At 64.8% G+C, this 24,320-nt stretch carries 27 protein-coding genes; 18 read left to right on the top strand and 9 right to left on the bottom strand.

All coding sequences use genetic code 11. The annotated features are described in order from the left end of the window. Positions 1–439 (bottom strand): uridine kinase family protein (locus B4394_RS17345; RefSeq protein ID WP_078315780.1); only part of this gene is annotated, 439 nt, incomplete at its 3' end. Positions 440–475: 36 nt separating this feature from the next. On the opposite strand from B4394_RS17345, the gene pnuC reads away from it, so the two are divergent. The 5 genes from pnuC to B4394_RS17320 all read left to right on the top strand — a co-directional run bounded on the left by pnuC (position 476) and on the right by B4394_RS17320 (position 5,784). Beyond that, positions 476–1,054 (top strand): nicotinamide riboside transporter PnuC, encoded by a 579-nt coding sequence (gene pnuC / locus B4394_RS17340; protein WP_078315779.1) that lies wholly within the window; start codon positions 476–478, stop codon positions 1,052–1,054. A 136-nt stretch (positions 1,055–1,190) separates the two neighbouring features. Then, entirely contained in the window at positions 1,191–3,437 is a 2,247-nt protein-coding gene (gene helR, locus B4394_RS17335) for an RNA polymerase recycling motor ATPase HelR (RefSeq protein ID WP_078311087.1), read from the top strand. A gap of 119 nt (positions 3,438–3,556) precedes the next feature. Further along, positions 3,557–4,282, top strand: a complete 726-nt coding sequence (gene pyrH / locus B4394_RS17330) for a UMP kinase (RefSeq protein WP_030094003.1) — start codon at positions 3,557–3,559, stop codon at positions 4,280–4,282. A 45-nt stretch (positions 4,283–4,327) separates the two neighbouring features. Further along, on the top strand, positions 4,328–4,885 hold the full coding sequence (gene frr, locus B4394_RS17325; RefSeq protein ID WP_078311086.1) for a ribosome recycling factor: 558 nt from the start codon (positions 4,328–4,330) through the stop codon (positions 4,883–4,885). Between the two features lie 20 nt (positions 4,886–4,905). Next, positions 4,906–5,784 carry a phosphatidate cytidylyltransferase gene (locus tag B4394_RS17320; RefSeq protein WP_078311162.1) on the top strand — a complete coding sequence of 293 codons (879 nt, stop codon included), beginning with the start codon at positions 4,906–4,908 and terminating at the stop codon, positions 5,782–5,784. On the opposite strand, the gene B4394_RS17315 is transcribed toward B4394_RS17320, so the two are convergent. Both B4394_RS17315 and B4394_RS17310 read right to left on the bottom strand, forming a co-directional pair. After that, on the bottom strand, positions 5,781–6,569 hold the full coding sequence (locus tag B4394_RS17315; RefSeq protein ID WP_078315778.1) for a DUF6159 family protein: 789 nt from the start codon (positions 6,567–6,569) through the stop codon (positions 5,781–5,783). The two genes, B4394_RS17320 and B4394_RS17315, sit on opposite strands and share 4 nt — an antisense overlap. Positions 6,570–6,690: 121 nt before the next feature. Further along, positions 6,691–7,527, bottom strand: a complete 837-nt coding sequence (locus tag B4394_RS17310) for a DUF6159 family protein (protein ID WP_078311084.1) — start codon at positions 7,525–7,527, stop codon at positions 6,691–6,693. Between the two features lie 68 nt (positions 7,528–7,595). On the opposite strand from B4394_RS17310, the gene B4394_RS17305 reads away from it, so the two are divergent. After that, positions 7,596–8,333, top strand: a complete 738-nt coding sequence (locus B4394_RS17305; RefSeq protein ID WP_078315777.1) for a dienelactone hydrolase family protein — start codon at positions 7,596–7,598, stop codon at positions 8,331–8,333. Then, entirely contained in the window at positions 8,333–8,947 is a 615-nt protein-coding gene (locus tag B4394_RS17300) for an ASCH domain-containing protein (protein WP_078315776.1), read from the top strand. Before B4394_RS17305 ends, B4394_RS17300 begins: the two co-directional genes overlap by 1 nt. Here the strand turns inward: B4394_RS17300 and B4394_RS17295 are convergent. Beyond that, positions 8,944–9,648: a hypothetical protein gene (locus B4394_RS17295; protein WP_078315775.1), complete on the bottom strand. Its 705-nt coding sequence runs from the start codon at positions 9,646–9,648 to the stop codon at positions 8,944–8,946. The genes B4394_RS17300 and B4394_RS17295 overlap by 4 nt on opposite strands. Positions 9,649–9,657: 9 nt before the next feature. Next, positions 9,658–10,602: a DMT family transporter gene (locus tag B4394_RS17290; RefSeq protein ID WP_502688532.1), complete on the bottom strand. Its 945-nt coding sequence runs from the start codon at positions 10,600–10,602 to the stop codon at positions 9,658–9,660. A gap of 157 nt (positions 10,603–10,759) precedes the next feature. On the opposite strand from B4394_RS17290, the gene B4394_RS17285 reads away from it, so the two are divergent. Further along, positions 10,760–11,626, top strand: coding sequence for a LysR family transcriptional regulator (locus B4394_RS17285; RefSeq protein ID WP_078311079.1), 867 nt, complete (start codon positions 10,760–10,762; stop codon positions 11,624–11,626). A 4-nt stretch (positions 11,627–11,630) separates the two neighbouring features. On the opposite strand, the gene B4394_RS17280 is transcribed toward B4394_RS17285, so the two are convergent. Together B4394_RS17280 and B4394_RS17275 are read right to left on the bottom strand one after the other, a co-directional pair. Next, positions 11,631–12,275 carry a class I SAM-dependent methyltransferase gene (locus tag B4394_RS17280; protein WP_078315773.1) on the bottom strand — a complete coding sequence of 215 codons (645 nt, stop codon included), beginning with the start codon at positions 12,273–12,275 and terminating at the stop codon, positions 11,631–11,633. Beyond that, the gene (locus B4394_RS17275) at positions 12,268–13,218 is read right to left on the bottom strand and encodes an NAD(P)/FAD-dependent oxidoreductase (protein ID WP_078315772.1); all 951 of its coding nucleotides are present in this window, start codon (positions 13,216–13,218) and stop codon (positions 12,268–12,270) included. Before B4394_RS17275 ends, B4394_RS17280 begins: the two co-directional genes overlap by 8 nt. Before the next feature lie 100 nt (positions 13,219–13,318). Here B4394_RS17275 and B4394_RS17270 point away from each other — a divergent pair, with 100 nt between their 5' ends. Then, positions 13,319–13,894, top strand: a complete 576-nt coding sequence (locus tag B4394_RS17270; protein ID WP_170915019.1) for a helix-turn-helix domain-containing protein — start codon at positions 13,319–13,321, stop codon at positions 13,892–13,894. Between the two features lie 26 nt (positions 13,895–13,920). Continuing rightward, positions 13,921–15,042, top strand: coding sequence for a dual-specificity RNA methyltransferase RlmN (gene rlmN, locus B4394_RS17265; protein WP_078311075.1), 1,122 nt, complete (start codon positions 13,921–13,923; stop codon positions 15,040–15,042). Here rlmN and B4394_RS17260 read toward each other — a convergent pair whose 3' ends face one another. Continuing rightward, entirely contained in the window at positions 15,043–15,303 is a 261-nt protein-coding gene (locus B4394_RS17260) for a DUF2631 domain-containing protein (RefSeq protein WP_078311074.1), read from the bottom strand. Between the two features lie 145 nt (positions 15,304–15,448). Between B4394_RS17260 and B4394_RS17255 the strand changes: the two genes are divergently transcribed. From B4394_RS17255 to B4394_RS17225, 7 genes are all read left to right on the top strand, one after another. Then, positions 15,449–15,919: a toxin-antitoxin system HicB family antitoxin gene (locus B4394_RS17255; protein ID WP_078315771.1), complete on the top strand. Its 471-nt coding sequence runs from the start codon at positions 15,449–15,451 to the stop codon at positions 15,917–15,919. An 18-nt stretch (positions 15,920–15,937) separates the two neighbouring features. Next, positions 15,938–16,690, top strand: coding sequence for a DUF4097 family beta strand repeat-containing protein (locus tag B4394_RS17250; RefSeq protein ID WP_078315770.1), 753 nt, complete (start codon positions 15,938–15,940; stop codon positions 16,688–16,690). A gap of 21 nt (positions 16,691–16,711) precedes the next feature. Then, positions 16,712–17,887 carry a 1-deoxy-D-xylulose-5-phosphate reductoisomerase gene (gene dxr / locus B4394_RS17245; protein WP_078315769.1) on the top strand — a complete coding sequence of 392 codons (1,176 nt, stop codon included), beginning with the start codon at positions 16,712–16,714 and terminating at the stop codon, positions 17,885–17,887. After that, positions 17,887–19,122 carry a M50 family metallopeptidase gene (locus tag B4394_RS17240; RefSeq protein ID WP_078287587.1) on the top strand — a complete coding sequence of 412 codons (1,236 nt, stop codon included), beginning with the start codon at positions 17,887–17,889 and terminating at the stop codon, positions 19,120–19,122. Before dxr ends, B4394_RS17240 begins: the two co-directional genes overlap by 1 nt. A gap of 20 nt (positions 19,123–19,142) precedes the next feature. Further along, complete coding sequence (gene ispG, locus B4394_RS17235; protein ID WP_078311070.1) at positions 19,143–20,306, top strand: flavodoxin-dependent (E)-4-hydroxy-3-methylbut-2-enyl-diphosphate synthase; 1,164 nt, start codon at positions 19,143–19,145, stop codon at positions 20,304–20,306. 100 nt (positions 20,307–20,406) lie between these two features. After that, positions 20,407–21,219, top strand: coding sequence for a GNAT family N-acetyltransferase (locus B4394_RS17230; RefSeq protein ID WP_078315792.1), 813 nt, complete (start codon positions 20,407–20,409; stop codon positions 21,217–21,219). Positions 21,220–21,279: 60 nt separating this feature from the next. Continuing rightward, positions 21,280–23,097, top strand: coding sequence for a penicillin-binding transpeptidase domain-containing protein (locus B4394_RS17225; RefSeq protein WP_078315768.1), 1,818 nt, complete (start codon positions 21,280–21,282; stop codon positions 23,095–23,097). On the opposite strand, the gene B4394_RS17220 is transcribed toward B4394_RS17225, so the two are convergent. Then, positions 23,094–23,459 carry a VOC family protein gene (locus B4394_RS17220; protein ID WP_078311068.1) on the bottom strand — a complete coding sequence of 122 codons (366 nt, stop codon included), beginning with the start codon at positions 23,457–23,459 and terminating at the stop codon, positions 23,094–23,096. The genes B4394_RS17225 and B4394_RS17220 overlap by 4 nt on opposite strands. A gap of 116 nt (positions 23,460–23,575) precedes the next feature. Between B4394_RS17220 and B4394_RS17215 the strand changes: the two genes are divergently transcribed. After that, entirely contained in the window at positions 23,576–24,316 is a 741-nt protein-coding gene (locus tag B4394_RS17215; protein ID WP_078315767.1) for a L,D-transpeptidase, read from the top strand. Positions 24,317–24,320 lie beyond the last annotated feature (4 nt).

The following is a 24,320-nucleotide window of genomic DNA, read 5'->3' as shown; positions in this document are numbered from 1 at the left end:
GACGGGTTGCCTGGTCGGTCTGCACCCAGATCAGCGAACTCAACTGGTCGGCGGCGGCCGAGCGGCCGGACCCGACGCCCTCGAGAATCAGCACCGAAGGAGGTGGGCACTGCTCCTGCGGACCGAACTCGCGGGCCTCCCAGTCGTACCGTCGATACTGGGCTGCCATGCCGTGCGTCCAGGGCGTCAGTACCTGCTCCTGGAACCGGGGCCACCATCCGAAGAACGCGTCCCAGGACGCAAAGTCATCGGTATGCAGGACCACCGTCGACGGGGTTGTCGCTGACAGTGCGGTGTGTAATCGCGCAGCAAAGGTGCTCTTACCGGCGGCGCCCCTGCCGTCGATGGCGACGACGCGCACATCCCCACACCGTGGCTGACTCTCATTGATGAGCCCGGCCAGCCACGAGAAGCTCCGCAGTCGGGCCGGTGTTGCCATGGCGCGAGCTTACTGGTGCTCGGCTAGCCTGTTGCCGTGGACTGGACTGAGCTAATCGGCAGCATGGCCGGTGTGCTATTCGTCATCCTTGCTGTCCGGCAAAATATTTGGACCTTTCCGGTGGCGATCGTCAGCTCGCTGTTCTACATCGTGGTCTTCGCGCGGCAGACCCTGTACGCCGATGCTGCCCTGCAGATCATGTTTATCGCGCTAGCCGTGCAGGGTTGGTACCTGTGGGGGAGGCGGAGCCAGGGACGGCACGGGGTAGTAGTGCGGCGGACGCCGTCGTGGGCGTGGCTGCCGTTGGCGGTGTCGCTGGTGGCCTTGGTGGCAGGACTCTATGTATTCCTGATCACCTTTACCGATTCCAATGCCCCTCAGCTTGATTCGGCAATCACTGGGCTCAGTGTCGTATCCCAATTCATGATGAACCGAAAATGGATAGAGAATTGGGCCTTGTGGATCGTCACCGACTCGTTTTCCGTGGGTGTCTATCTGTTCAAGGGCCTCAATCTCACCGCGGGCTTCTACGCCTTCCTGACCGTCATGGCCGCGGTCGGCCTGTGGAGCTGGAGAAAAGAGCTGCGGACGATGGCGGCCGCCGACTCGATATGAATAACCCGCCCCTTTCAACATATATCGGACAGGAGGGCTTGCGGCAAGGCCCCGGTCATACCGCACAATCGCAGGCTGGATATCACAGACTGAATGTCAGATGCCATGAACGAGAACGAAAACGGGGAACATCCGGTTGACGACATACGAAGAAGAACTGGAATCCGAGCGGGAGTACATCGCCGGACTCTACGAGCGGCTGGACGCCGAACGTGCCCGCGTCAGGGGGCGATACCGCAGTGCCCTGCGCGAGCCGGTCGATCAGCAGAACGGCGCCGCGATGGTCGAGCGCGATGACGAGGTGCGCGCACTGGCCCGGCAGGCACAACGCTTGGACGTCGCCGATGACGGGCTGTGCTTCGGCCGGTTGGACGCCCTCACGGGGGAGCACTCCTACGTCGGGCGCATTGGCCTTCTCGACAAGACGAACGACTATGAACCGCTGCTGATCGATTGGCGGGCTCCGGCGGCGCAGGCGTTCTACACCGCCACCGGCGCCAACCCGGAAAACACCCGCCGGCGACGTCAATTCCGGACTCGGGGACGTCACGTGGATGCCTTCGCGGACGAGCTCCTCGGGCGGCCGGACGGTGAAGACCACGACGGTGAACGCGGGAGCATGAGTGACGCGGCGCTGCTCGCCGCCGTCAACGCACCACGCGGCAACGGGATGCGCGACATCGTGGCGACCATTCAGGCCGAACAAGACCGGATCATCCGGCTTGATCATCCCGGCGTGCTGGTCATCGAGGGCGGACCCGGCACGGGCAAGACCGTTGTGGCCCTGCACCGCGTTGCCTACCTGCTGTATACCCAGCGCCAGCGGATGGAACGCCACGGCGTGTTGGTTGTGGGCCCGAATGCTGCCTTCCTGAGCCATATTTCACGGGTGCTGCCGTCGCTGGGCGAGACCAATGTGGTGTTCACGACGGCGGGAGAGCTGTTGCCGGGTCTTAAGGTCACGGCAGAGGATGGAGCGGATGCGGCGCGGCTCAAGGGCTCGTTGCAGATTCTCGACGTGCTCGCGGCGGCGGTCGCGGATCGGCAGCGGACTCCCGTGGAGCCACTGCGGATCCAGCTCACCGATGTCTCGGTGCGCATCGATGCCGATATCGCGCAGTGGGCCATCGATGAGGCGCGCGCGAGCAAGCTCCCGCACAACGAGGCACGGGCCGTCTTCACCGACGTCCTGACGTGGGCGCTCACGGAACGGGCGATCCCGCGCATCGGCAAGGGGTGGCTCACCCGTGAGGACCGCAAGGCCTGGGAGCACCTGCGTGCGGAGCTGCTGGACGAACTCGGGGATCACGAGGGATTCGCGGCTGCGCTCGAGGAGCTGTGGCCGACGCTGACACCCGAGACGCTGTTGTCGGAGCTGTACGCCTCACCAGAGCGGCTGCGCGCCGCCGGTGGTGATCCGGCGCTGGCACGCGCTGTCGGCGATGCCTGGACGGTCTCAGACGTACCCCTGCTGGACGAGCTGATCGATCTGGTGGGCCCCGACAAGGCGGCGGAAGAGGCCGCCGAGCGTGAACGCCGGGCCGAGGCCGAGTACGCCTCCGGTGTGCTGGACATGATGACCGGCCGCGAGGACATGATGGACGACGAGGACCACCTCTTCGCCACCGATCTGCTCGGTGCCGAGGACCTGGCGGAACGCTTCACCGAACGCGACACTCGCGACCTCGTCGAACGTGCGTCGGCCGACCGCGACTGGACATACGGGCACATCGTGATCGATGAGGCGCAGGAACTGTCCGAAATGGACTGGCGCGTGCTGATGCGCCGCTGCCCGAGTCGTTCGTTCACGGTGGTCGGAGATCTGGCCCAGCGCCGATCGGTGGCCGGGGCGACCTCCTGGGACGCGATCCTGGCGCCATACGTACCGGGGCGTTGGTTGTACCGGCCGTTGTCGGTGAACTATCGCACTCCTGCCGAGATCATGGCCGTCGCCTCGGCGCTGCTGGCCGAGTTCGCGCCGGGTACCCAGCCGCCCGAGTCCGTTCGTTCCTGTGGCGTCCTGCCCTGGTCCAGACATCTCGCCGAGGACGAATTGCCAAAAGCCATTGAGGAATTCACCCATGACGAGGAGTCTCGAGAGGGCACGAGTGTGGTGATCGGGCCGCCGGGCGTGCCGGGTACGGTGCCCGCCTCGGAGACCAAGGGGCTGGAGTTCGACGCCGTCCTGGTGGTGGCGCCGGAACGGATCATGGCCACTGGCCCACGAGGTGCGGCCGAGCTCTATGTGGCGCTCACCCGCGCCACCCAGCGTCTCGGGGTGCTGCACGTGGCGCCATTGCCGCAGGCGCTCGTCGGCCTCACCGAAACCACAGCCGACCCGGGCTCGGTTCGCCGGGTCGTGCCAACGAGCGTCGCCCAATAGGGCAGGATGGACACCGCCGTCGCGGCCTTCCGATGAGCCGCTTGCGTGAAGAGCGGAAGCAGCGGGCCCGATGGCTGTGCTTTGCGCACCGGCTTTCGAACCCGTACCGAGGAGGCGTGATGACTCGCGATGTGAGCCGCACCGGATATAAGCGGGTGCTGCTCAAGCTCGGCGGCGAGATGTTCGGCGGGGGAGCCGTCGGTCTTGACCCGGATGTGGTCCACCGGGTGGCCAGCCAGATTGCTGAGGTGGTCCGCAGCGGTGCCGAGGTCGCGGTCGTGATCGGCGGCGGCAACTTCTTCCGTGGCGCACAGCTGCAGCAGCGCGGTATGGAGCGGACCCGCTCGGACTACATGGGCATGCTCGGCACTGTCATGAACAGCCTTGCGCTCCAAGACTTCCTGGAAAAGGAAGGCATTGTCACGCGCGTGCAGACCGCCATCACCATGGGGCAGGTCGCCGAGCCGTACATTCCGCTGCGGGCCAGAAGGCATCTTGAGAAGGGGCGCGTCGTCATCTTCGGCGCCGGTATGGGACTGCCGTACTTCTCCACCGATACCACCGCAGCGCAGCGAGCCCTGGAGATCGGTGCCGAGGTGGTGCTGATGGCCAAGGCGGTCGACGGCATCTTCACCGATGATCCACGCGCCAATCCCGATGCCGAATTCCTGCCGGAGATCACGCATCGCGAGGTCATCGACCGTGGCCTGCAGGTCGCCGATGCCACCGCGTTCAGCCTGTGTATGGACAACCGGATGCCGATCCTGGTGTTCAACCTGCTTACCGAAGGCAATATCGCCAGGGCGGTCGCAGGTGAGAAGATCGGAACGCTGGTAACACCATGATGAGCCGCTTGCGCGAAGATCATCAAACCCGATGGGAGATCAATCGTGATTGACGAGGTTCTTCTCGATGCCGAGGAGAAGATGGAAAAGGCCGTGGCGGTCGCCCGCGATGACTTCGCGACGATTCGCACCGGGCGTGCCAATCCGAGCATGTTCCAGCGGGTAGTCATCGACTACTACGGCACGATCACGCCGATCACGCAGGTCGCCGGCATCAATGTGCCCGAGGCCCGCCTGGTGGTCATCAAGCCCTACGAGGCCAATCAGCTCAAGGCCATCGAGGAGGCCATCCGCAATTCGGACCTGGGTCTGAACCCCAGCAATGACGGCAGCATCATTCGCGTTGCGGTCCCGCAGCTCACCGAGGAACGCCGCCGCGAGCTCGTCAAGCAGGCCAAGGGCAAGGGCGAGGACGCCAAGGTGACCCTGCGCAGTATCCGGCGTAAGGCCAATGACGAGCTCAACCGGATCAAGAAGGACGGCGAGGCCGGCGAGGACGAAGTAGGCCGCGCGGAAAAGGATCTGGACAAGACCACGTCCCAGTACGTGACCCAGATCGACGAGTTGGTGAAGCACAAAGAAGGCGAGTTACTGGAGGTCTAGGGCCCCCGGTAATGACGACCATGGGAGATACCGACGCGGCTCCGGCCCCCGGCAACAGCCCTGCGCCCCCTTCCGGGGCGAAGTCCCGAGCCGGACGCAACCTGCCGGCTGCCATCGGCGTTGGCGTTGTCCTCGCCGCCATGATCATTTTCTCGCTCCTGTACCAGAAGGAGATCTGGGTCGGGATCATCTCGGTCTTCCTCGGGATCGCGATGTGGGAGGTGACCAAGCGGCTACGCCAGGCCGATATCTCGGTGCCGTTCATCCCGCTGTTCTTCGGCGGGCAGGCGATGATCTGGCTGACGTGGCCGTGGGGCACGGCCGGTGCACTGGGAGCGTTTGGCGCAACCGTCGTGGTCTGCATGATCTGGCGTCTCGTTGGACACGGCTTGAATCAGCAGCCGGTCAACTATCTGCGCGATGTCGCCATCACGGTGTTCGTCGCCGCATGGATCCCGCTGTTCGCGTCATTCGGCGCGCTGCTGGTCTACCCAGAAAACGGTGCGGAGCAGGTGTTCTGCCTGATGCTCGGTGTCACTTTCTCCGATATCGGCGGTTACGCGGCGGGCGTCTTGTTCGGCAAGCATCCGATGGCGCCCGCGATCAGCCCCAAGAAATCTTGGGAGGGCTTGGCGGGCTCACTGCTGGTGGGGACGATCGCGTCGACCCTTGCGGTGACGTTCCTGCTCGGACATCACCCGTTCGTCGGTGTCGCCCTGGGCATCATGCTCGTCATCACCGGAACGCTCGGCGACTTGGTGGAGTCCCAGGTCAAGCGCGACTTGGGTATCAAGGACATGGGCACACTGCTGCCGGGCCATGGCGGCATCATGGATCGGCTCGATTCGCTGCTACCCTCGGCCGTCGCCACCTGGATTGTGTTGACTCTCTTTATCTAGCCCGAGCGGGCACGTCGGTAGAGCTCCGTTTGATAGATGCCGCTGACGGTTGCCCCGTAAAGCACTGCCGTCGCGATCCATAACCCTCCGCACAGCCCGAGTACCCCGGACAGCACTCCATGTCCCACCGCAGCGGCCGCGAAGAGCATGCCCACTCCGGGCAACACCAGCATCAGGATGAAGAGTCGCAGGGCGAGCTGGGCAAGGATGTTCTTGGACAGCATGCGCCGCAGCGTCCTCGTGCACTCTTTGGTGGCCTCTATGGCGCCGACGTCCTTGAGGACCATTGTCGGCAGCACCTGAAACGAGACGGCGCGCCACATCAGGTCCAAGAACCGTCCGATGAACAGGACGTGGACGAGGCTGCCGACGTACAGCAGCTTCTCGTCGATGATGCCAAGACCCCACGTGACGGTGGTGTCGATGAGCACCCAGGGCAGCAGCCGGGTGCGGTAGTGGCGCGCGGCAGCCACACCGCGGGCGAAGCTCGGCGCTTCACCCTCTAGCGCGTCGTTCGCCTGCGCGACGAGAGCAGTGAGCCAGAACAACATGAGGTACATGAGGATGGCGTAGTCGACGGCCAAGGCGGCACGGACGAACTGCGGCGCGGTCTTGTCGATGTTCGGCGGTAGCAGGAGGCCCAGAGCTATCAGGACCAGGACGAACAGGGTGACGGTGACGGCGGCCGCGGCGGGGAACAGTACGAGGGTTTTATGGCGGCGCGGCAGATGTATTGACGTTCTGAATATGTCCCACGATGTCGACAGAGCGTTGGATGAAGCCACCAAGTCCCCTGATAATTCGTTACCTGTGTTACACAAGTTATCAGTGTGACGCGTGAGGTGTAAGGGAGCGTGACACGCGCCACGGGAAGCTGAGGATGACGCCGACGCTGCGTAACGACGTTTAGCGCGTTTTGAGCGCCTGGCGCAGGTCCACCCCGGCGAACGGTCCGGGCACCTGGCCGTCAACCGTGAACCGGTACAGGGCGGTCTGGAAAATCCCGGTGAGCGCGGCGCCGATGATGGACGCCGCCAGGATCCACAGCACACCGAGTGCTGCGAACACGCCAGTCACGGCACTCACATTCGCCGCGATGCCCAGGTAGATCAATCCGACTCCGGGAAGCGTCAACATGGCGGTGAAAAAGCTCAGTCCCACGATGCCGACGACGTTCTGGCCCCAGGCGTGCTTAAGGGTTTCCTTGGTCTTCTTGATGGCGTCGATGGCGCCGCGGTTCTCCAGCACGATCGTGGGCAGCACCTGGAAAGAGACCACGCGCCACGCGACGTCGAGCAATCGCCCGACGAACGGCACCCGCTCCTCGACGGCGCTGATGATCCAGGAGACGACACCGGTGATGAGAACCCAGGGCAGCAGACGACCGCCATGCTGGGCTGCCGTCGAGATACCCGCGGCGACACTCGGGTCTCCGCCCTCCAACGCGATATTCGCCTGCGAAATGAGCGCCGCTTGCCAGAAGGTCGTGACGTACATCAGCACGAAGTACCCGATGGCGAAGACTGGGTAAAAGAGCGGCGGCACCGAATCTCCGGTCGTCGCGGGCAGGAGCAGGACGCCGAGGGCCACCATCCCGATCAGCACGAGCAATGCGGTGAGCCCGGACAGAATCGGGAAAACCACGAGTTCCTTGCGGGAGCTGAGCACCTTCGCGGACGTTTTGAAAATTTGCCACGATGTGGACAGCGTACTGGCGAAGGCCATCAGATTCCCCCTGGTCATTGACAGATAGTGAGGCCCAAGATACCAGTGCACTAGCTGCTCAGCCTGGTGGCTGGTTTGATGGAAACATGTCTCGCCGCGATGTTCAGATCCGCACGCCCGACGGGCAATGCCCTGCAACGCTGCACGTTCCGGACAAGCCCGGATCCGCCGTCATCGTCTATCCCGACGCGGGTGGTGCCCGTGAGGTCATGCGGGAGATGGGGGACCGACTCGCGGCGCTCGGATACGTGGCACTGGTGCCCGATGTCTACTACCGCGAAGGCGATTGGAAAGCTTTCGATCTGGCGACGGCATTTGGAGACCCGGAAGAGCGTGGCCGTCTCTTCGCGACGATGGGGACGCTAACCCCCGCCCGGATCGATGCCGATGCGGGCGCCTTTCTGGAGTTCCTCGCTCAGCAGCCCGAGGTGACGGGTGACACGGTGGGCCTGACGGGCTACTGCATGGGAGGACGGATCTCGTTGCGGGTGGCGGCGACTCACGCGTCCAGGGTGGGTGCGGTCGCGTCATTCCACGGCGGCAATCTCGCCAACGCCGACGACCCCAACAGTCCACACCACGTCGCCGACAGGATCACTGGCGTCGTGCTGGTGGCCGCCGCGGAGGACGACGCGTCCTTCCCGCCCGAGCAAGACCAGCTGCTGGCACAGGTGCTGACCGATGCCGGGGTGCGGCACACCATCGAGACGTATCCCGCCAAACACGGGTTCGCAGTCACCGACAACGCCACCTACGACAAAGTGGCGGCCGAGCGTCACTGGCGAGCGCTCGAAGAGCTCTACGGTTCTCACCTGGGCGTCTAATGCTGTTCGAGCCGCGGCTGCGGGCCGGAATCCATGACGGCACCATCTCGGTGGCGTACCGGCGCTGGAAGCGCCCGCAGGTCAAGGTGGGCGGTCGCTACCGTGTCGGTTCGGACCGCATTCGCTCCATGACCGAATTCGACTTCATCGAGGTCGATGCCGTCGACAAGATCACCGCACGCGATATCGACGATGCCGACGCGTTGTTGGCGGGGTACCCCTCGGCCGCGCTGGCGCGAAGCGATATCGGTGCGAGCGGAGCCGACCCGCTGTACCGCTTGGCATTTCGCAAGATTGCGATGGCCGATCCACGTGCGGCGCTGGCATCATCGGCGACGCTCTCGGCCGACGATGTCGCCCACATCGACGCGAGACTGGATCGGATGGACCGTAGCGCCACGGCGGGGCCCTGGACCCGCGAGGTGCTGCGCGAGATAGCCCGACGTCCGGAGGTGCGGGCCAAAGACCTCGAATCCTGCTCGCGTTGGCCCGATTTGGCTACCTTCAAGGTGCACGTGCGCAAGCTCAAGAACTTGGGTCTGACCCTGAGTCTGCCCGTCGGCTATCGGCTCTCGCCGCGCGGTGCGGAGTATCTAGCCCGCGTACTGGACTAGCAGCTGAATTCCCGGCCACTGCCGTCGGCAGGGGTGGTCTCTTTCAGGCAGCCGAATGGCTCGATTCCGGCGTCGCTGATCCGAATGGCGGACTTTGTCTTGGTGTTCGCGCAGAACAATCCGGAAGTCTCGCTGCGACAACCGAAGTCTCCGAATGTCAGGCGGCCGCCGTAGTCGAGTGGGTTTCCGTCACCACTTTGGAAGGGGCCGGGATCGCCATGCAACCCACCCACCGTGACCTGGTGGCCATTGAAATCTGTCCATCCGCCGACCCAGTTGCCCTCGGTGCCGGCGGGCCGTTTCGGCGGATTTGTGAGATTGACCAGGCAGGACAGCGTATCCGACTCGATATTGCTCGTCATGCATCGTGTTTTGCCCGACGGAGTCCTGAACGCGACGTTGTCACCGAGATCGGTCTTTTGCCCGTCCTGGCTGGTGGCCGAGTGGAAGTTGGCGACATCCGCCGGCGCTCCCTTGGAAATCCACTGCGCCACTGCGTCATACGGCGCACCCGCGACGGGCTCGGGTAGTTCGATGGGAGTCGTCGTAGTGGTCGAGGTGGGGGCCTTGCTTGTGATGCTGCTTGATGGCGGCGTACTGGATGAGGGCGTGGTCGGCGAGACCGATGCCCCCTTCGAGCATCCGGTGACAAGGAGCAGTGCTCCCAGCATGGTCAGACCACCGAGTAACAGGGCACGCATGCAGCCAGGCTAGCTGGCCACCACCGGCTGACGGGTAGGCGCGGCGGCTGCCGCCTCGATTGCGGGGTTCCCGTGAGCCTTGGATGGCCGGCTTGCCCGCGCGTTCAGCCAGCAGGCGAGTGCGCCGATCACCAGGCCGATTCCCATGCCGATATCCACCCGCTGGCCCAGCAGGATCCAGGACAACAGTCCCGCCACCGCGGGAATGACACAGAACAGCATGGCCACCGCCGCTGCACCGAACTTGCTGACCGACCGAACATAGAGCGAGGTGCACAGGGTGGCGTTGAACAGCACCACCGCCGCGACAGCTCCCGCGGCCTTCCAGGGGTCGTGCACGGCACTGGGTGTCAGTAGTGCCAGCGCCCCAGCGGGCAGTAGGCCGGCCAGATTCTGGATGGCACTGTTGACCCGGAAGTCGACGTCGGCACAGAAGCGCTGCTGATACACCCCGCCGGCGGCCAGGCCCAACAACGCGACCAGAAGCAGCACCAGCACGGTGTCGATACCGCCCGTGGCGAGCAGTCGAGGGGCACATGCGGCCAATACGGCCAGCACTCCCAGGCCCAGGGCAACAATCCGCCAGCCATTGAGGCGTTCACTCAGGAACAGGGCGGCCAACACGGCGGTGACCACCGGATTCATGGAGATGACGACGGCGCCGAGGACGGCAGGAGCCCCGTGCTCGAGCGCTTCGTACAGCGCGCAGAACTGCACGGCCTGCATCAGCAGCCCGGCGACGATGACGTGGCCGAGCTTGCGGCCCGTCGGCCAGGCGACCTTCGCGAAGAACGCCCAGGTGGCAAGGATTGCTCCGGCGAGGGCGAACCGGGCCACCAGGACCAGCATGGGCGTCATGGCCGATACGGAGAGCGCGCCAATCGGGTACCCGAGCGCGTACAGAAACGTCAGTGCGACCGCGTAGGACGCCGGCATCTTCTGCATGGCAGCCATCGTCGCCGGTCCGGACGGCTGATGTCCAACGATAATTACTGATCAGAATCAATCAGCAATTGTGATCGATTGATATTCAACGTGCCTGCCAGGCTGATGCTAGACGCGTGGACGAGGAAATATTGATCAAATATTGTGATCGGACTACGGTGGCGACATGGCGAGTTCGACACTCGATATCGCGCCGCTGCGGTCGCTGGTCGCGGTCGCCGATTGCGGGGGATTCCATCGGGCCGCGGCCGTGCTGCATCTGACCCAATCCGCGGTGAGCCAACATGTACGCAAGCTGGAGACCGCGGTCGGCGAGCCGGTGGTCCGGCGCTCGGGGCGCGGTGTGGTGTTCACCGATAAGGGCGCGCAGCTGCTGGCGCATGCCCGCCGCATCCTCGCCGCGCACGATGCCGCGGTAGACGATCTAATAGCCGGTCAGGAGCGCACGGTGATTCTCGGGGTCACCGAGCATGGCGCGGACCTGATACTGCCGAGCATCACCACGGCACTGCGTAGTCACCTCCCGGACTGGTCGGTGCGTGTGCGGTTCGACCGCAACGTCTACCTCGCCGAATCCGTCGACCGGGGAAGTATGGACCTGGCCGTCATTCTCGATGGGTCAGGCCTGGATCGTGCCAATGCGGTGGGCACGGTGCGCTTGCAGTGGGTGGCGGCGCGTGGCTACAAGGCGAGTTCCGCTGAGCCCTTGCCGGTCATGACCTTCACCGAACCCTGTACCTTGCGCGCCCCCATGTTCAGTGCGCTGCACACTCTGGGCCGTCCGTACCAGATTGTCGGCGAATCACCGGATTTGTCGGGGCTGTACGCGGGTCTGCGGTCGGGTCTGGGGATGGCGTTGCTGCCCATCATCGGGTGGCTGCCCGACGGCATCGCTCCGGTGGAGGCCATGCCCGCGGCGAACCTGGCGACACTCTCGGTCGTCGGCCGCCGCGGGCTCGACCCCGCCGTGTTTTCAGCCGTGGAAGGTGCTGCGCGCGAGGCTCTTTCGGGAGAATCCGCGGCTATCGCCTAGGTCGTTACCCGGCTGGCTTACGCTCAGCACGCAGCACCGTATCGGCGATATCGAACTCTTCGTCGTCCCGCGTGAAGGTGCGATTGCGTGACTCGGCGACAAGGACATTCCACTGGTCCGGGTCGAGGGCGTCGGCGATGTCCTCCGCGGTGAAATACCAGTCGGGCAGGTCCGGCCGCCCGATCGCCGCCTGCATGTCCGAGGCATGGTGCCCGACAATCAACAAGGTTCCCCCCGGGGCCACTGCTGTGGCCAGCGCCGTGAACACCGGCTCACGAAGCTTTGTCGGCAGGTGCATGAAATGTGATGTCACCAAATCAAATCGACGACTCGGCTGCCATGTGGTCAGGTCGGCTTGCATCCAGGTGATCCTGGTGGCAAGTTCGGGGTCTGCCCGGGTGGCATTGTCGGCGGCGCGGCGCAAGGCGGTCTCCGCGAAATCCATTCCGGTGACTTGCCAACCCTTCTGGGCGAGCCAGATCGCGTCACCGCCCTCGCCGCAGCCGGCATCCAGCGCGGTACGTGGCGGCAAGGTCGAAATCTCTTGTACCAGTTGTGGGTTGGCATTGCCACTCCATAACGCGTCGTGCGACCGGTAGAACTCATCCCACGATTTCTCGTCGGACGGCGGATTGTGGTGATCACACATGTTGTAACTCCTGGGCGTCGGCGACCGCGAGGTCGGCGTTGATGGTTGCGGCGACCTCGGTTCCGGCCGCAGCCGAGGTGATGACTTGCGCCTTGATGTCGGTGACGTTCCCGGCGGCGTAGATTCCCGGCACAGTGGTGGCACCCCTGGTGACCGGCAGATACGTCCCCAACAGGTGGTTTCCGAGTCGCATCTCCTGCGCCGTCAGCCCTGTCGGCGTAAGCATGTCGATGCGTGCCGACACCATCGTCGCGACGACTAGCGCCTCACATGGAACCGTGGCTCCGGTTTCCAGCTCTACCCCGGTGAGTGCGTCGTCGGTGATCCGCAGCCGTGTCACCGGTCCGTCCACGACGCCGATGTCCCGGCGGGCCAGCTGCGCGGCGTCGTCAGGCGAAAGCGGAAAATCGTTGTGCCGCAGTAGCACGACGTTATCGCTGAGCTGGCGGAAGATGAGGGCGTGGTGCACCGCCAGGGGGCCGGTGCCCAGTACGACGATGGCGCGATCGCGCACCTCCCAGCCGTGGCAGTAAGCACAGTGCAGGACGTCGCGGCCCCAGCGCTCCGCCAGTCCCTCGACGTCGGGCAGTTCATCCACCGCTCCCGTGGCCACCAGGACCCGGCGGGCGTGGACCGTCGAGGTCGTGTTGTCCGGTAAATCCACTGCCACGTCGAAATGGTTGTCCGCGTGGGATACCGAGGTGACGCGTGCGTCGCGGAAGGTCGCGCCGTATTGCTCGGCTTCACCGCGCCCGATGCTGAACAGCTCGGCCGGGGGTGTCGACTCGCGTCCGAGGTAGTTGTGAACCCGATCCGCTGGCGCGTTACGCGGGTGGTGATCGTCGATCACGACGACCGACCGCCGCGACCGGGCGAGAGTGATGGCCGCCGACAGGCCCGCGGCACCGCCACCGATGATGGCTACATCCCAGAGTGTCTTCATGGCACCACTATTGGGGCGAATCTGCGAAAAGCGCAAGCTTTCTTGCCAAAGTGGCAATTTCGTTGTCACTATGGTCGGTGTGGACGATCAGAATCAGCGGTTGGAGGCCGTGCTCGATGCCCTGGGGCCGCGGCTGCGGGCCTTGCGCCTGCACCGTCAGGTCACTCTGGCGCAGTTGTCCGAGACGACGGGTATCTCCGAAAGCACGTTGTCTCGTCTGGAGTCCGGTCAGCGCCGACCCACCCTGGAGCTTCTTCTGCTCCTTGCCGAGGCGCACCAGGTGCCGCTCGACGAGCTGGTGAACGCGCCCGCCACGGGGGATCCGCGAATACACCCCAAACCGTTCACCCGACACGGATCGGTGTACCTGCCGCTGACACGCCGGCCCGGCGGGGTGCAGTGCTATAAGCAGATCATCCCGCCGCGTTCGCCGAAGGGGGAGCCCAACCTGAAGGTTCACGACGGCTACGAGTGGATGTATGTGCTGTCCGGGAAGGTCCGCCTGTTGCTCGGCGAGCTGGACCTGATCCTGCCTGCTGGTGAGGCCGCCGAGTTCGATACGCACATCCCGCATTGGTTCGGCAATCCGACCGATAAGCCCGTCGAGGTGTTGCATATTTTCGGCCCGCAGGGGGAGCGCATGCATGTGCGGGCACGTTCTAGTTCGGGGAACTAGCGCGGGCCTGGGATACTGAGTCGGTTATGTCTGCCGACAAAGGATCCCTGCCTCTGGTGTTCGACGCTCCGCGTCGGGCCATGCCGCCGCGTCACCTGGCCGATATGACCGCCGCCGATTGTCGTGACGCTGTGTTGGCCCTGGGGCTTCCGGCGTTTCGCGCCAAGCAGCTCGCGAACCAGTACTACGGACGGCTGGTGGGCGATCCTGCGGCGATGACGGACCTGCCTGCGGGTGCGCGCGATGGTGTGGGTGAGGCACTGTTTCCCCGACTGCTCAACCCGCTGCGCCAGGTGGCCTGCGATTCCGGCGACACCCGAAAGACCTTGTGGCGCTTACACGACGGCAGCACCGTCGAGTCAGTGCTCATGCGCTACTCCGACCGCAACACGCTGTGTATCTCCTCTCAGGCCGGGTGCGGTATGGCCTGCCCGTTCTGTGCCACCGGTCAGGGCGGATTGACGCGCAACCTGTCGGCCGCCGAGATTCTGGAACAGGTGCGTGACGCTGCGGCAGCATTGCGCGACGGCGAGCTGCCGGGCGGGCCCGGCCGGCTGTCGAACATCGTCTTCATGGGTATGGGTGAGCCCTTGGCGAACTACAACCGGGTGCTCACGGTGCTGCGCAAGATCACCGCGCCGCCCCCCGAGGGATTCGGCATATCGCAGCGCGGTGTCACGGTGTCAACCGTGGGGCTGGCGCCGGCCATTCGCAAACTTGCCGACGAGGGGTTGGGGGTCACACTCGCAGTTTCGCTGCACTGCCCCGATGACGAGCTGCGCGACACCCTGGTGCCGGTCAACACCCGGTGGGCGATCGGTGAGGTGCTCGATGCCGCGCGCTACTACGCCGATGTCACCGGCCGGCGAGTGTCCATCGAATACGCGCTCATCCGCGATGTGAACGACCAGCCCTGGCGTGCCGACCTACTTGGCAAGAAGCTGCGAAAAGCCTTGGGCCAGTTAGTTCATGTCAATCTGATTCCGCTGAACCCGACGCCGGGCAGCCAATGGGACGCCAGCCCAAAGCCTGTCGAGCGGGAGTTTGTGCGACGCGTACGCGAGCAGGGAGTCTCCTGCACGGTGCGTGATACCCGGGGCCGGGAGATTGCCGCGGCATGCGGCCAACTGGCGGCGTCCGAGCGTTAGCTAGCGGATGCGGCCGGAACGGCGGCCGAGGTAGTCGTTCACGGTGAAGGCCAGGACGATGATGGCGAAACCGACACAGAAGATGTCCTCAACCTTGCCGACGTGATTGCCCTTAAGTAGCAGCAGTAAGAAGGCCACGATGGCAAGGCCGAGGATGTGGAAGATCCGGGGGTTCTGGCCCGAGAGCCCGCGCCCGAACGCTGCGGACGGCACGTCCTCGACGTCGACTCCGTCGTGCTTGACAACCTCAGTCGTGGCCACCGCCAGCCCTCCAATCTCAGACGTCTACTACAGCCCATAGTCTGCCACGTCCACCCGCTCCCGGGTGAAGGCGGCACCCCTGCCCGGCGGGAAGTCTCGGGAAGTGACACTTGATATGACACTGAAATGGTGTCACCATGACACCATGGATTTGCAACCGTATGTCGACACGGTGCGTCAGGAACTCGCGGTGGCCGCTCGAGCCGGAGGGCCGGAGGCGGAGGAGCTCGCGGATCGATTGACCGCTCCGTTGGAATCGGCGTTCCGGCTGGCCCTGCTGGACGCGCTGTCGGCGGCGGCCGAGCAGATCACCCGAGAGCTCGCACCTGCGTCCGTCGATCTGCGGTTGCGTGGCCGCGAGCCGGAGTTCGTGGTGAGCCGGCCGGTGGATCAACAGGAGGCTGAACCCGCCGTCGCGATCGACGAGAGCGCCGGCACCTGGCGAGTGACGCTGCGACTCCCGGAAAGCCTGCGCGCCATCGTCGAGGCCGCCGCCGGGAACGAGGGGATCTCGCTCAACGCCTGGCTGGTGCGTGCCGCGGCCACTGCGGCCAAAAAGCCCTCCAGTTCAACAACATTCAGTACCGGTCGCACCATCAGCGGCTGGGTCCGCTAACACAGGAAAGGGAACACCATGACTGCTCTGCCGGAATTTGAAACGCATGACCCCATCGCCGCCAAGGTTGAACTCGCCCGCGGGACACTTCAGATCGTGGCGAGCCAGCGCACCAATACCGTGGTGGACGTCCGGCCACGTGATGCCGGCAAGGCGCTGGACGTCAAGACCGCCGAGCGCACCAAGGTCACCTTCTCCAAGGGGGTGTTGACTGTGCTTTCTTCGCAGGGGCTGACCTTCCGCACCGGCACCATCGACGTCATCATCGAGCTGCCCAGCCAGTCAATGCTGGACATCGCGGTGGCCTCGGCCGAAGTACGCGCCGACGGCGCGTTCGGCGATGTGCAATTTCAGTCGGCCAGTGGTGATTTGTTGATCGACACCATCACCGGAGACGCCCGCATCAATACCGCGTCGGGCGGGGTATCGATCCGTGAGCTCACCGGCGATGCCGGCTTCAACACCGCTCGGGGAGAGCTCGCCGTGAAGGAACTGCGCGGCAATATCAAGGCCGCCTCGTCCTCGGGATCGGTGACCATCGGATCGGCGGTCGTCGGCGGACTGATCTTCGACACCGCCAGCGGCGATACCTCCATCGGTATCGCGACGGGCACCGCGGCCCGGCTGCAGATCGACACCGCCAGCGGCGTCGTCACCAACTCGCTGGACTCGGTGGACGGACCGTTGGCGGGGGACGAGAAGTTCCTCGTGAAGGTGCGTTCGGCCTCCGGTGACGTCGAACTGCACCGTCCGGTGGGAGTCTCGGGCTAGCGCAGGCCGCACAATATCTAGGTGACACGTAGTTCAGAGGTCAGTCGGGTGCTGCTGCTCGGCAGCACCGGGTCCATCGGGACCCAGGCGCTCGAGGTCATCGCCGCCAACCCCGATCGCTTCGAGGTGGTCGGCCTGGCGGCCGGTGGCGGGAACATCGACCTGCTGCGGCAACAGATCGCCGACACCGGGATCACCAACGTCGCGGTGGCGGACGAGAGTGCCGCTGAACGGCTCGACATACCCGTACTCAGCGGGCCCGGTGCCGTTACCGAGCTGGTGGAGAACACCGAGGCCGACGTGGTGCTCAATGCGCTCGTCGGCGCCCTGGGTCTGCGTCCCACCCTGGCCGCGCTGAAGACGGGGGCACGACTGGCACTGGCCAACAAGGAGTCCCTGGTGGCCGGAGGGCCGCTCGTCACCAAGGCTGCCGCCCCCGGCCAGATCGTCCCCGTCGACTCCGAACATTCCGCGCTCGCGCAATGTCTGCGCGGCGGCACGCGCGGTGAGGTGGCGCAGCTGATCCTGACCGCGTCGGGCGGGCCGTTTCGAGGCTGGACGGCGCCGCAGCTCCAGGACGTCACCCCCGAACAGGCCGGTGCGCATCCCACCTGGTCGATGGGACCGATGAACACCCTCAATTCGGCCTCCCTGGTCAATAAGGGGCTCGAGCTCATCGAGACGCACCTGCTGTTCGGTGTGCCGTACCGGCAGATCGGGGTGGTCGTGCATCCGCAGTCGATCGTGCACTCGATGGTGACGTTCACCGATGGGTCGACGCTGGCACAGGCCAGCCCGCCCGATATGAAACTGCCCATCGCCCTGGCACTGGGATGGCCGGACCGGGTACCCGCCGCAGCTATGGCCTGCGACTTCAGCACCGCCTCTACCTGGGAGTTCGAGCCGCTGGATGCCCAGGTTTTTCCCGCCGTCGACTTGGCCCGGAGTGCCGGAGAAGCGGGGGGATGCATGACCGCCGTCTACAACGCCGCCAACGAAACCGCGGCCGCGGCCTTCCTGGCCGGACGTATCGGATTCAGGTCCATCGTGCGAACAATTGCTGATGTGCTCGATGCCGCAAGCCAATGGGAGGGAACCTCTGCGGAACCCGCTACCGTTGACGATGTACTTGATGCGCAGAACTGGGCTGACCAGCAGGCTGCGCAACTCATCTCCGCGGAGGAAAATCGAACCTGATGGCTGCGTACGTGATCGGAATCGCACTATTCGCGCTGGCGATCTTGGTGTCGGTGGCGCTGCATGAGTGCGGGCACATGTGGGTGGCGCAGGCCACCGGCATGAAGGTGCGCCGCTACTTCGTGGGATTCGGTCCGACGCTGTGGTCGACCAAGCGCAAGAGTAACCGTGGCGCCAACGACGTCATCGAATACGGCTTCAAGGCCGTCCCGTTGGGCGGCTTCTGCGATATCGCGGGCATGACCTCGGTGGAACAGCTCACCCCCGAAGAATCCGACCGTGCCATGTACAAGCAGAAGGTCTGGAAGCGGGTCGCGGTGCTGTTCGCCGGACCGGCCATGAACTTCCTCATCGGCATCGTGGTCTTCTACGGCGTCGTCCTGTTCTGGGGCTTGCCCGACAACAACGCGCCTACCCATCCCGAGATCAAGCAAACGAGCTGTGTGGCACCGCAAAAGAGCGCCGATCCCAAGGACATGGCGACCTGCACCGGGGAGGGGCCGGCGGCGCTCGGGGGCCTGCGCGAGGGTGACCAAGTGCTCGCCGTCGCAGGCAAGCCGCTCAGCACATCCAGCGACATGGTCACCGCCATCCGAGAGCTGCGCGGTCCGCAGGTTTTCGAGATCGTCCGCGACGGTAAGCAGCAATCGCTCCTCGTGACCGTCACCGAGACGCAGCGCTGGGATGAAAAGGCAGGCAAGCTCATCTCGGTGGGTGCCGTCGGTGCCTCACTGGGAACCTATGTACCGCAGAAGCACTACAACCCGTTGACCGCGGTTCCCGCCACCGGAAACCTCATCGGGACCGTCGCCGTCGAAACCGTGAAGGCCATCGGGAAGATCCCCACTAAGGTTGGCGCCCTTTGGGACTCGATCACCGGCAGTGAGCGGGCGATGGACACTCCGATGAGCATCGTCGGCGCGAGCCGCATGGGTGGCGAGACAGTAGAGCACGACATGTGGATCATGTTCTGGATACTGTTGGCGCAGCTGAACTTTGCGCTCGGTGCCATCAACCTGTTGCCGTTGTTGCCTTTTGATGGTGGACACATCGCGGTCGCCACCTACGAGAAGATCCGCAACATGATCCGGTCGGCGCGTGGCCTCACCGCGGGCGCGCCCGTCAACTACATGAAGTTGATGCCGGCGACCTATCTCGTCCTGGTGGTGGTTGTCGGTTACATGCTGTTGACGATCACCGCCGACATCGTCAATCCGATTAGACTTTTTCAATAGCGATCCAATTGGAGGATCACATGACCAGCCTGGGCATTCCGAGTGCACCGCCGCCGACACTGTCGCCGCGGCGTAAGACACGTCAGCTCATGGTCGGAAACGTCGGAGTGGGCAGCGACTCGCTGGTCTCGGTGCAGTCGATGTGTACCACCAAGACCCACGATGTGAACTCGACCCTGCAGCAGATCGCCGAGCTGACGACCTCCGGCTGTGACATGGTGCGGGTCGCCTGCCCGCGACAGGAAGACGCCGACGCGCTCGCCGAGATCGCCCGCAAGAGCAAGATCCCGGTGATCGCCGATATCCACTTTCAGCCCAAGTACATCTTCGCGGCGATTGACGCTGGCTGTGCCGCGGTGCGCGTGAATCCGGGGAACATCAAGGAATTCGATGGTCGCGTCAAGGAGGTTGCCAAGGCCGCCGGTGAGGCGGGGATCCCGATCCGTATCGGCGTGAACGCGGGCTCGCTCGATCCGCGCATTCTCGGCAAGTACGGCAAGGCCACGCCGGAGGCGCTCGTCGAGTCGGCGCTCTGGGAGGCCGGCCTGTTCGAGGAGCATGGCTTCGGCGATATCAAGATCAGCGTCAAGCACAACGACCCGGTGATCATGGTCGCCGCGTATGAATTGCTGGCCTCACAGTGTGATTACCCGCTGCACCTGGGTGTCACGGAGGCCGGCCCGGCATTCCAGGGCACCATCAAGTCGGCCGTGGCGTTCGGTGCGCTGTTGTCCAAGGGCATCGGCGACACCATCCGGGTATCCCTTTCGGCGCCGCCCGTTGAGGAGGTCAAGGTCGGCAACCAGATTCTGGAGTCCCTCAACCTGCGTCCGCGTGGGCTGGAAATCGTGTCCTGCCCCTCCTGCGGTCGCGCGCAGGTAGATGTCTACACCCTGGCCAACGCGGTCAGCGCAGGCTTGGAGGGGCTGGACGTACCGCTGCGTGTCGCGGTCATGGGCTGCGTCGTCAATGGCCCGGGGGAGGCCCGTGAGGCCGACCTGGGCGTGGCATCCGGCAACGGCAAGGGACAGATCTTCGTGAAGGGCGAGGTCATCAAGACCGTGCCCGAGGCGCTGATCGTCGAAACGCTGATCGACGAGGCCATGCGGTTGGCTGAAGAGATGGGCGCGGAGATCGGAACCGACGGAACTCCGACAGGCCAGCCGGTCGTCACCGTAAGCTGAACGAAGCTCGGCGTAACGGGACACACGGGAGCGATTGCCGATGACGACAACACTGCCGGCGCCTGGAGCGCCCGGAGCATCGTCGTCGGACGCCGTGCGTGTGCTCGGGTTATCGGATACCGAGGCGGTACGCGCCGTCCTGGACGTCGACCCCGTGGCATCCTGCATGCTCGCCGCTCGCGTCGAGGCCCGTGGTGCCGATCCCACGGCCATCGGCGGCGAGATCTGGTCGACGGGAGCGTTGACGGACTCTCTGTGCTTTGTCGGGACCACGATCATTCCGTTGGCGGGCGGTCCCGAGGCCACTCGGCTGTTCGCCGAACGTGCCATCGAGCAGCACCGGATCTGCCCTTCCCTGGTCGGCCCGGCCGATGTGGTTCTGGACATGTGGTGCCATCTCGATCCCGTCTGGGGGCCCGCGCGCGAGGTTCGCGCCTGTCAGCCGCTGCTGGCGATGCTCGATGCGCCCACGTGTGCCGTGGACCCCGCGGTGCGGCAGGTGCGTGCCGAGGAGCTCGACCAGTATTTGAACGCGTCGATTCAGATGTTCATCGGCGAGATGGGCGTCGACCCGCGTAATGGCGACGGAGGTCGCGGGTACCGGCGGCGGGTGGCCGGTCTCATCGAAGCGGGCAGGGCGTGGGCACGTTTCGAGGATGGGCGGGTCATCTTCAAGGCCGAGATCGGATCGCAATCCCTGTCCGTCAGCCAGATTCAAGGTGTGTGGGTTGACCCCGAATTCCGTGGCCGCGGACTCGGTACTGCGGGGGTGGCCGCGGTGGCGGCGGCGGTGCACCGCAGCGGGCGGATCCCGAGTCTCTACGTGAACAGCTTCAATGAGGTGGCCCGCGCGTCCTATGCCAGGGCGGGATTCACCCGGATCGGCACGTTCGCGACGGTTCTCGTTAGCTAGTCGCCGTTACACCCGTGTGCCTGCGGGGTTTTGACAGCTCGCGGTCTTAGCATCGACCCGATGTTCAGACGTGTTTGGTCCCTCCCGTTGTTCGGCACCGCGCTGCTGGTGGTCGGCGCGGTTGCGTGCACCCCACGCCCCGACGGGCCCGGGCCCGTGGCGGAGAAGTTTTTCGAGGCGCTGGCCAGCGGCGACACCGCCGCTGCCGCGAAACTGACCGACGATCCGGATGGCGCGAAAGTGGGCCTGGATCAAGCATTTTCGGGCCTACAGGCGACATCGTTCAAGGCCGCCGTCAACGGATCGCAGTACACCCAGGACACCGGCAGCGCCGACGCGACGTATGTCTGGCAGCTACCCAGGAAGCGCACCTGGACCTACAACGGGCGCCTGGAAATGCTGCGTACCGCCGGTAGCTGGCAGGTGCGCTGGGCGCCGAGCGATCTGCACCCCAAACTCGGTGAGCGCCAATTGCTCTCGTTGCGCACGGATCCGGCCAAGCGGGCAACGGTCAACGAGGCCGGCGGTACGACCGTGCTGGCACCGGCCAACCTGTACAAGATCTCATTCGACGCGTCGCAGGCCGGAAAATCGTTGATGAGCACCGCCACGGCGCTGGCCGATGCCATTCGGCCCTACGACGACCAGATGAACGCGGCGTCCCTCGCCGAGCAGGCAAGTGCGCAGACCTCGCCGATGAACATCATCACGCTGCGCAAGGACGATTGGGACAAGGTGTCCGTGGCGCTGGAGACCCGGCCCGGCGCACTGCGGCCCGGGGTCGTGATGACGCCGATCGCCGACCTTCTGCCCACCGATGACACCTTTGCGCCCGATATCGTCGCGCAGGTCAAGAAGGCAGTGCTCGACGAGCTGGACGGCGAGGCCGGCTGGCGGGTGGTGAGTGTCAACCAGAACGGGGTTGACACCGCCGTGCTCAGTGAGGTGAAACCCACTCCGGCGCCGTCGAAGACGATCAGCTTGGACCGTGCCGTACAGAACGCCGCGCAGAACGCCGTCAACACACGCGGTCAGAAGGCCATGATGGTGGTGATCAAGCCGTCGACAGGGGAGATCCTGGCGGTCGCGCAGAACGCCGCCGCCAACGCGGACGGACCACTGGCCACCACGGGGCTCTTCCCGCCTGGATCGACCTTCAAGATCATCACCGCGGGTGCCGCACTCGAGCGCGGAATGGCGACCCCGGACACCATGGTGGGCTGTCCGAAGCGGGTCACCATCGGAGACCGCAGCATCCCCAACTACAACGAGTTCGATCTCGGCACGGTGCCCATGTGGCGTGCCTTCGCGAATTCGTGCAACACGACTTTCGCCAAACTGGCCAGTGAGATGCCACTGGACGGCTTGACCATCGCCGCTTCGCAATTCGGCATCGGTCCCGATTACGACGTAGCGGGCATCCCCACTATCTCCGGAGATGTGCCGCCCACCGTCAATCTGGCGGAACGCACCGAGGACGGTTTCGGTCAGGGCAAGGTGCTGGTCACGCCGTTCGGCATGGCGCTGGCTGCCGCGACCGTGGCCAACGGTAAAACACCTGTACCGCAGTTGATTTCGGGTCAGATTACCGGCATCACCGGTGCGCGGCCAGCGGTGACCCCGACCATGATCGACGGTCTGCGCGGGATGATGCGCGAGACGGTGCTCAGCGGTACCGCGATGGATCTCAAGGGCGAGGGCTCGGTCTATGGGAAGACGGGTGAGGCAGAGTTCCCGGGTGGATCACACGCCTGGTTCGCGGGATATCGCGGTGATATGGCCTTCGCCACGCTGATCGTCGGGGGCGGCGGCTCGGAGGCCGCGGTGCGGGCCACCCGGGTTATGTTCCAGTCGCTACCGCCGGATTATCTGGCCTAGCCCGGACTCGACGCCAGCACGCAGAACTCGTTGCCCTCGGGATCGGCGAGCACGATCCAGCTCGACTCGCCCTGACCGATATCGACCGTGGTAGCGCCGTGCGCCAGAAACCGATCCACCGCGGCGTGTTGGTCGTCACCCCGAAAGTCCAGGTGTAATCGATTCTTGGCCACCTTCTGATCGGGGTTAGCCAGGAAGAACAACGAGGGCGGGTGCCGGTCGGGCTGGAATACCTCGACGTCTCCGTCGTCATCGACGGAGTACGGCCATTCCAGCGCGTCGGCCCACCAGCGGCCGAGTGTGGCTGCATCATGGCAGTCGATCACAATCGCTTCTAATGTGAGTCCGGCGGACATGCCCATGAAGCCGATTGTGCGCGCTGTCGCTAACGTTCGGCCAGAAGATTACGAACTACCATCTAGTAAAACAGCATCCAGGGAGGATCGAGAGCTTGCGCAGAGCATTTCGGAGTGTGCTTGTGGTGACCGGGCTCGCCAGCCTCCTGATGAACATGGCCATCACCGCACCAGCGACCCTCGGCCACGCAGCGGCCGCATCGTCCAGTGGAGTGGCGTCCGTCTCGCCTACGCCGGGGCAGACGGTCGGGGTGGCCATGCCCGTGACGATTCGTTTCGCGGCCCCGGTCGCCGATCGGCCGGCCGCCGAGCGAACCATCACCTTCTCCGCGTCGAAGGTCCCCGCCGGGGCGTTCAGCTGGGTCGACGATGCGACCGTCCGGTTCACTCCCCGCGAGTACTGGCCCGCGCACTCGACCATCTCCGTGTCGGTGAACGGCATCAGTGGCATGAAATACAAGTTCCAGACCGGCTCGGAGGTGCTGGGCATCGGCAGCATCAGTGCCCATACCTTCACGGTCAAGATCGACGGCACGGTCATGCGCGAGATGCCCGCATCGATGGGAAAGCCCAAACACCCCACGCCGATCGGCTCGTTCACCGCCTTGGAGAAGCAGAGTCCCGTGGTCATGGATTCCCGGACCATCGGCATTCCGCTGAATGACCCAGAGGGCTACAAGCTGACCGTCTACTACGCGGTCCGCGTCACCTGGGGTGGTGTCTATGTGCACAGTGCCCCGTGGTCGACGGGAGCGCAGGGTAATTCCAACGTCAGCCACGGGTGCATCAACCTGAGTCCCGACAACGCGGCCTGGTACTACAACACCGTCGGCATCGGCGACCCCATCGTCATCAACGGGTAGTGGT

The sequence above is a fragment of the Mycobacterium sp. D16Q16 genome (assembly GCF_002013745.1).
In the GTDB taxonomy this organism is placed as follows: Bacteria; Actinomycetota; Actinomycetes; order Mycobacteriales; family Mycobacteriaceae; genus Mycobacterium.
This window is presented reverse-complemented; position numbering and strand designations above follow the sequence as displayed.

What these genes read in the sequence shown, in the direction of transcription:
- pyrH (WP_030094003.1), top strand. Translation starts at nt 3,557, where the DNA reads ATGACTCGCGATGTGAGCCGCACCGGATATAAGCGGGTGCTGCTCAAG.
- B4394_RS17320 (WP_078311162.1), top strand. Translation starts at nt 4,906, where the DNA reads ATGGGAGATACCGACGCGGCTCCGGCCCCCGGCAACAGCCCTGCGCCC.
- B4394_RS17310 (WP_078311084.1), bottom strand. Translation starts at nt 7,527, where the DNA reads ATGACCAGGGGGAATCTGATGGCCTTCGCCAGTACGCTGTCCACATCG.
- B4394_RS17305 (WP_078315777.1), top strand. Translation starts at nt 7,596, where the DNA reads ATGTCTCGCCGCGATGTTCAGATCCGCACGCCCGACGGGCAATGCCCT.
- B4394_RS17300 (WP_078315776.1), top strand. Translation starts at nt 8,333, where the DNA reads ATGCTGTTCGAGCCGCGGCTGCGGGCCGGAATCCATGACGGCACCATC.
- B4394_RS17295 (WP_078315775.1), bottom strand. Translation starts at nt 9,648, where the DNA reads ATGCGTGCCCTGTTACTCGGTGGTCTGACCATGCTGGGAGCACTGCTC.
- B4394_RS17290 (WP_502688532.1), bottom strand. Translation starts at nt 10,602, where the DNA reads ATGGCTGCCATGCAGAAGATGCCGGCGTCCTACGCGGTCGCACTGACG.
- B4394_RS17285 (WP_078311079.1), top strand. Translation starts at nt 10,760, where the DNA reads ATGGCGAGTTCGACACTCGATATCGCGCCGCTGCGGTCGCTGGTCGCG.
- B4394_RS17280 (WP_078315773.1), bottom strand. Translation starts at nt 12,275, where the DNA reads ATGTGTGATCACCACAATCCGCCGTCCGACGAGAAATCGTGGGATGAG.
- B4394_RS17275 (WP_078315772.1), bottom strand. Translation starts at nt 13,218, where the DNA reads ATGAAGACACTCTGGGATGTAGCCATCATCGGTGGCGGTGCCGCGGGC.
- rlmN (WP_078311075.1), top strand. Translation starts at nt 13,921, where the DNA reads ATGTCTGCCGACAAAGGATCCCTGCCTCTGGTGTTCGACGCTCCGCGT.
- B4394_RS17255 (WP_078315771.1), top strand. Translation starts at nt 15,449, where the DNA reads ATGGATTTGCAACCGTATGTCGACACGGTGCGTCAGGAACTCGCGGTG.
- B4394_RS17250 (WP_078315770.1), top strand. Translation starts at nt 15,938, where the DNA reads ATGACTGCTCTGCCGGAATTTGAAACGCATGACCCCATCGCCGCCAAG.
- B4394_RS17240 (WP_078287587.1), top strand. Translation starts at nt 17,887, where the DNA reads ATGGCTGCGTACGTGATCGGAATCGCACTATTCGCGCTGGCGATCTTG.
- ispG (WP_078311070.1), top strand. Translation starts at nt 19,143, where the DNA reads ATGACCAGCCTGGGCATTCCGAGTGCACCGCCGCCGACACTGTCGCCG.
- B4394_RS17225 (WP_078315768.1), top strand. Translation starts at nt 21,280, where the DNA reads ATGTTCAGACGTGTTTGGTCCCTCCCGTTGTTCGGCACCGCGCTGCTG.
- B4394_RS17220 (WP_078311068.1), bottom strand. Translation starts at nt 23,459, where the DNA reads ATGGGCATGTCCGCCGGACTCACATTAGAAGCGATTGTGATCGACTGC.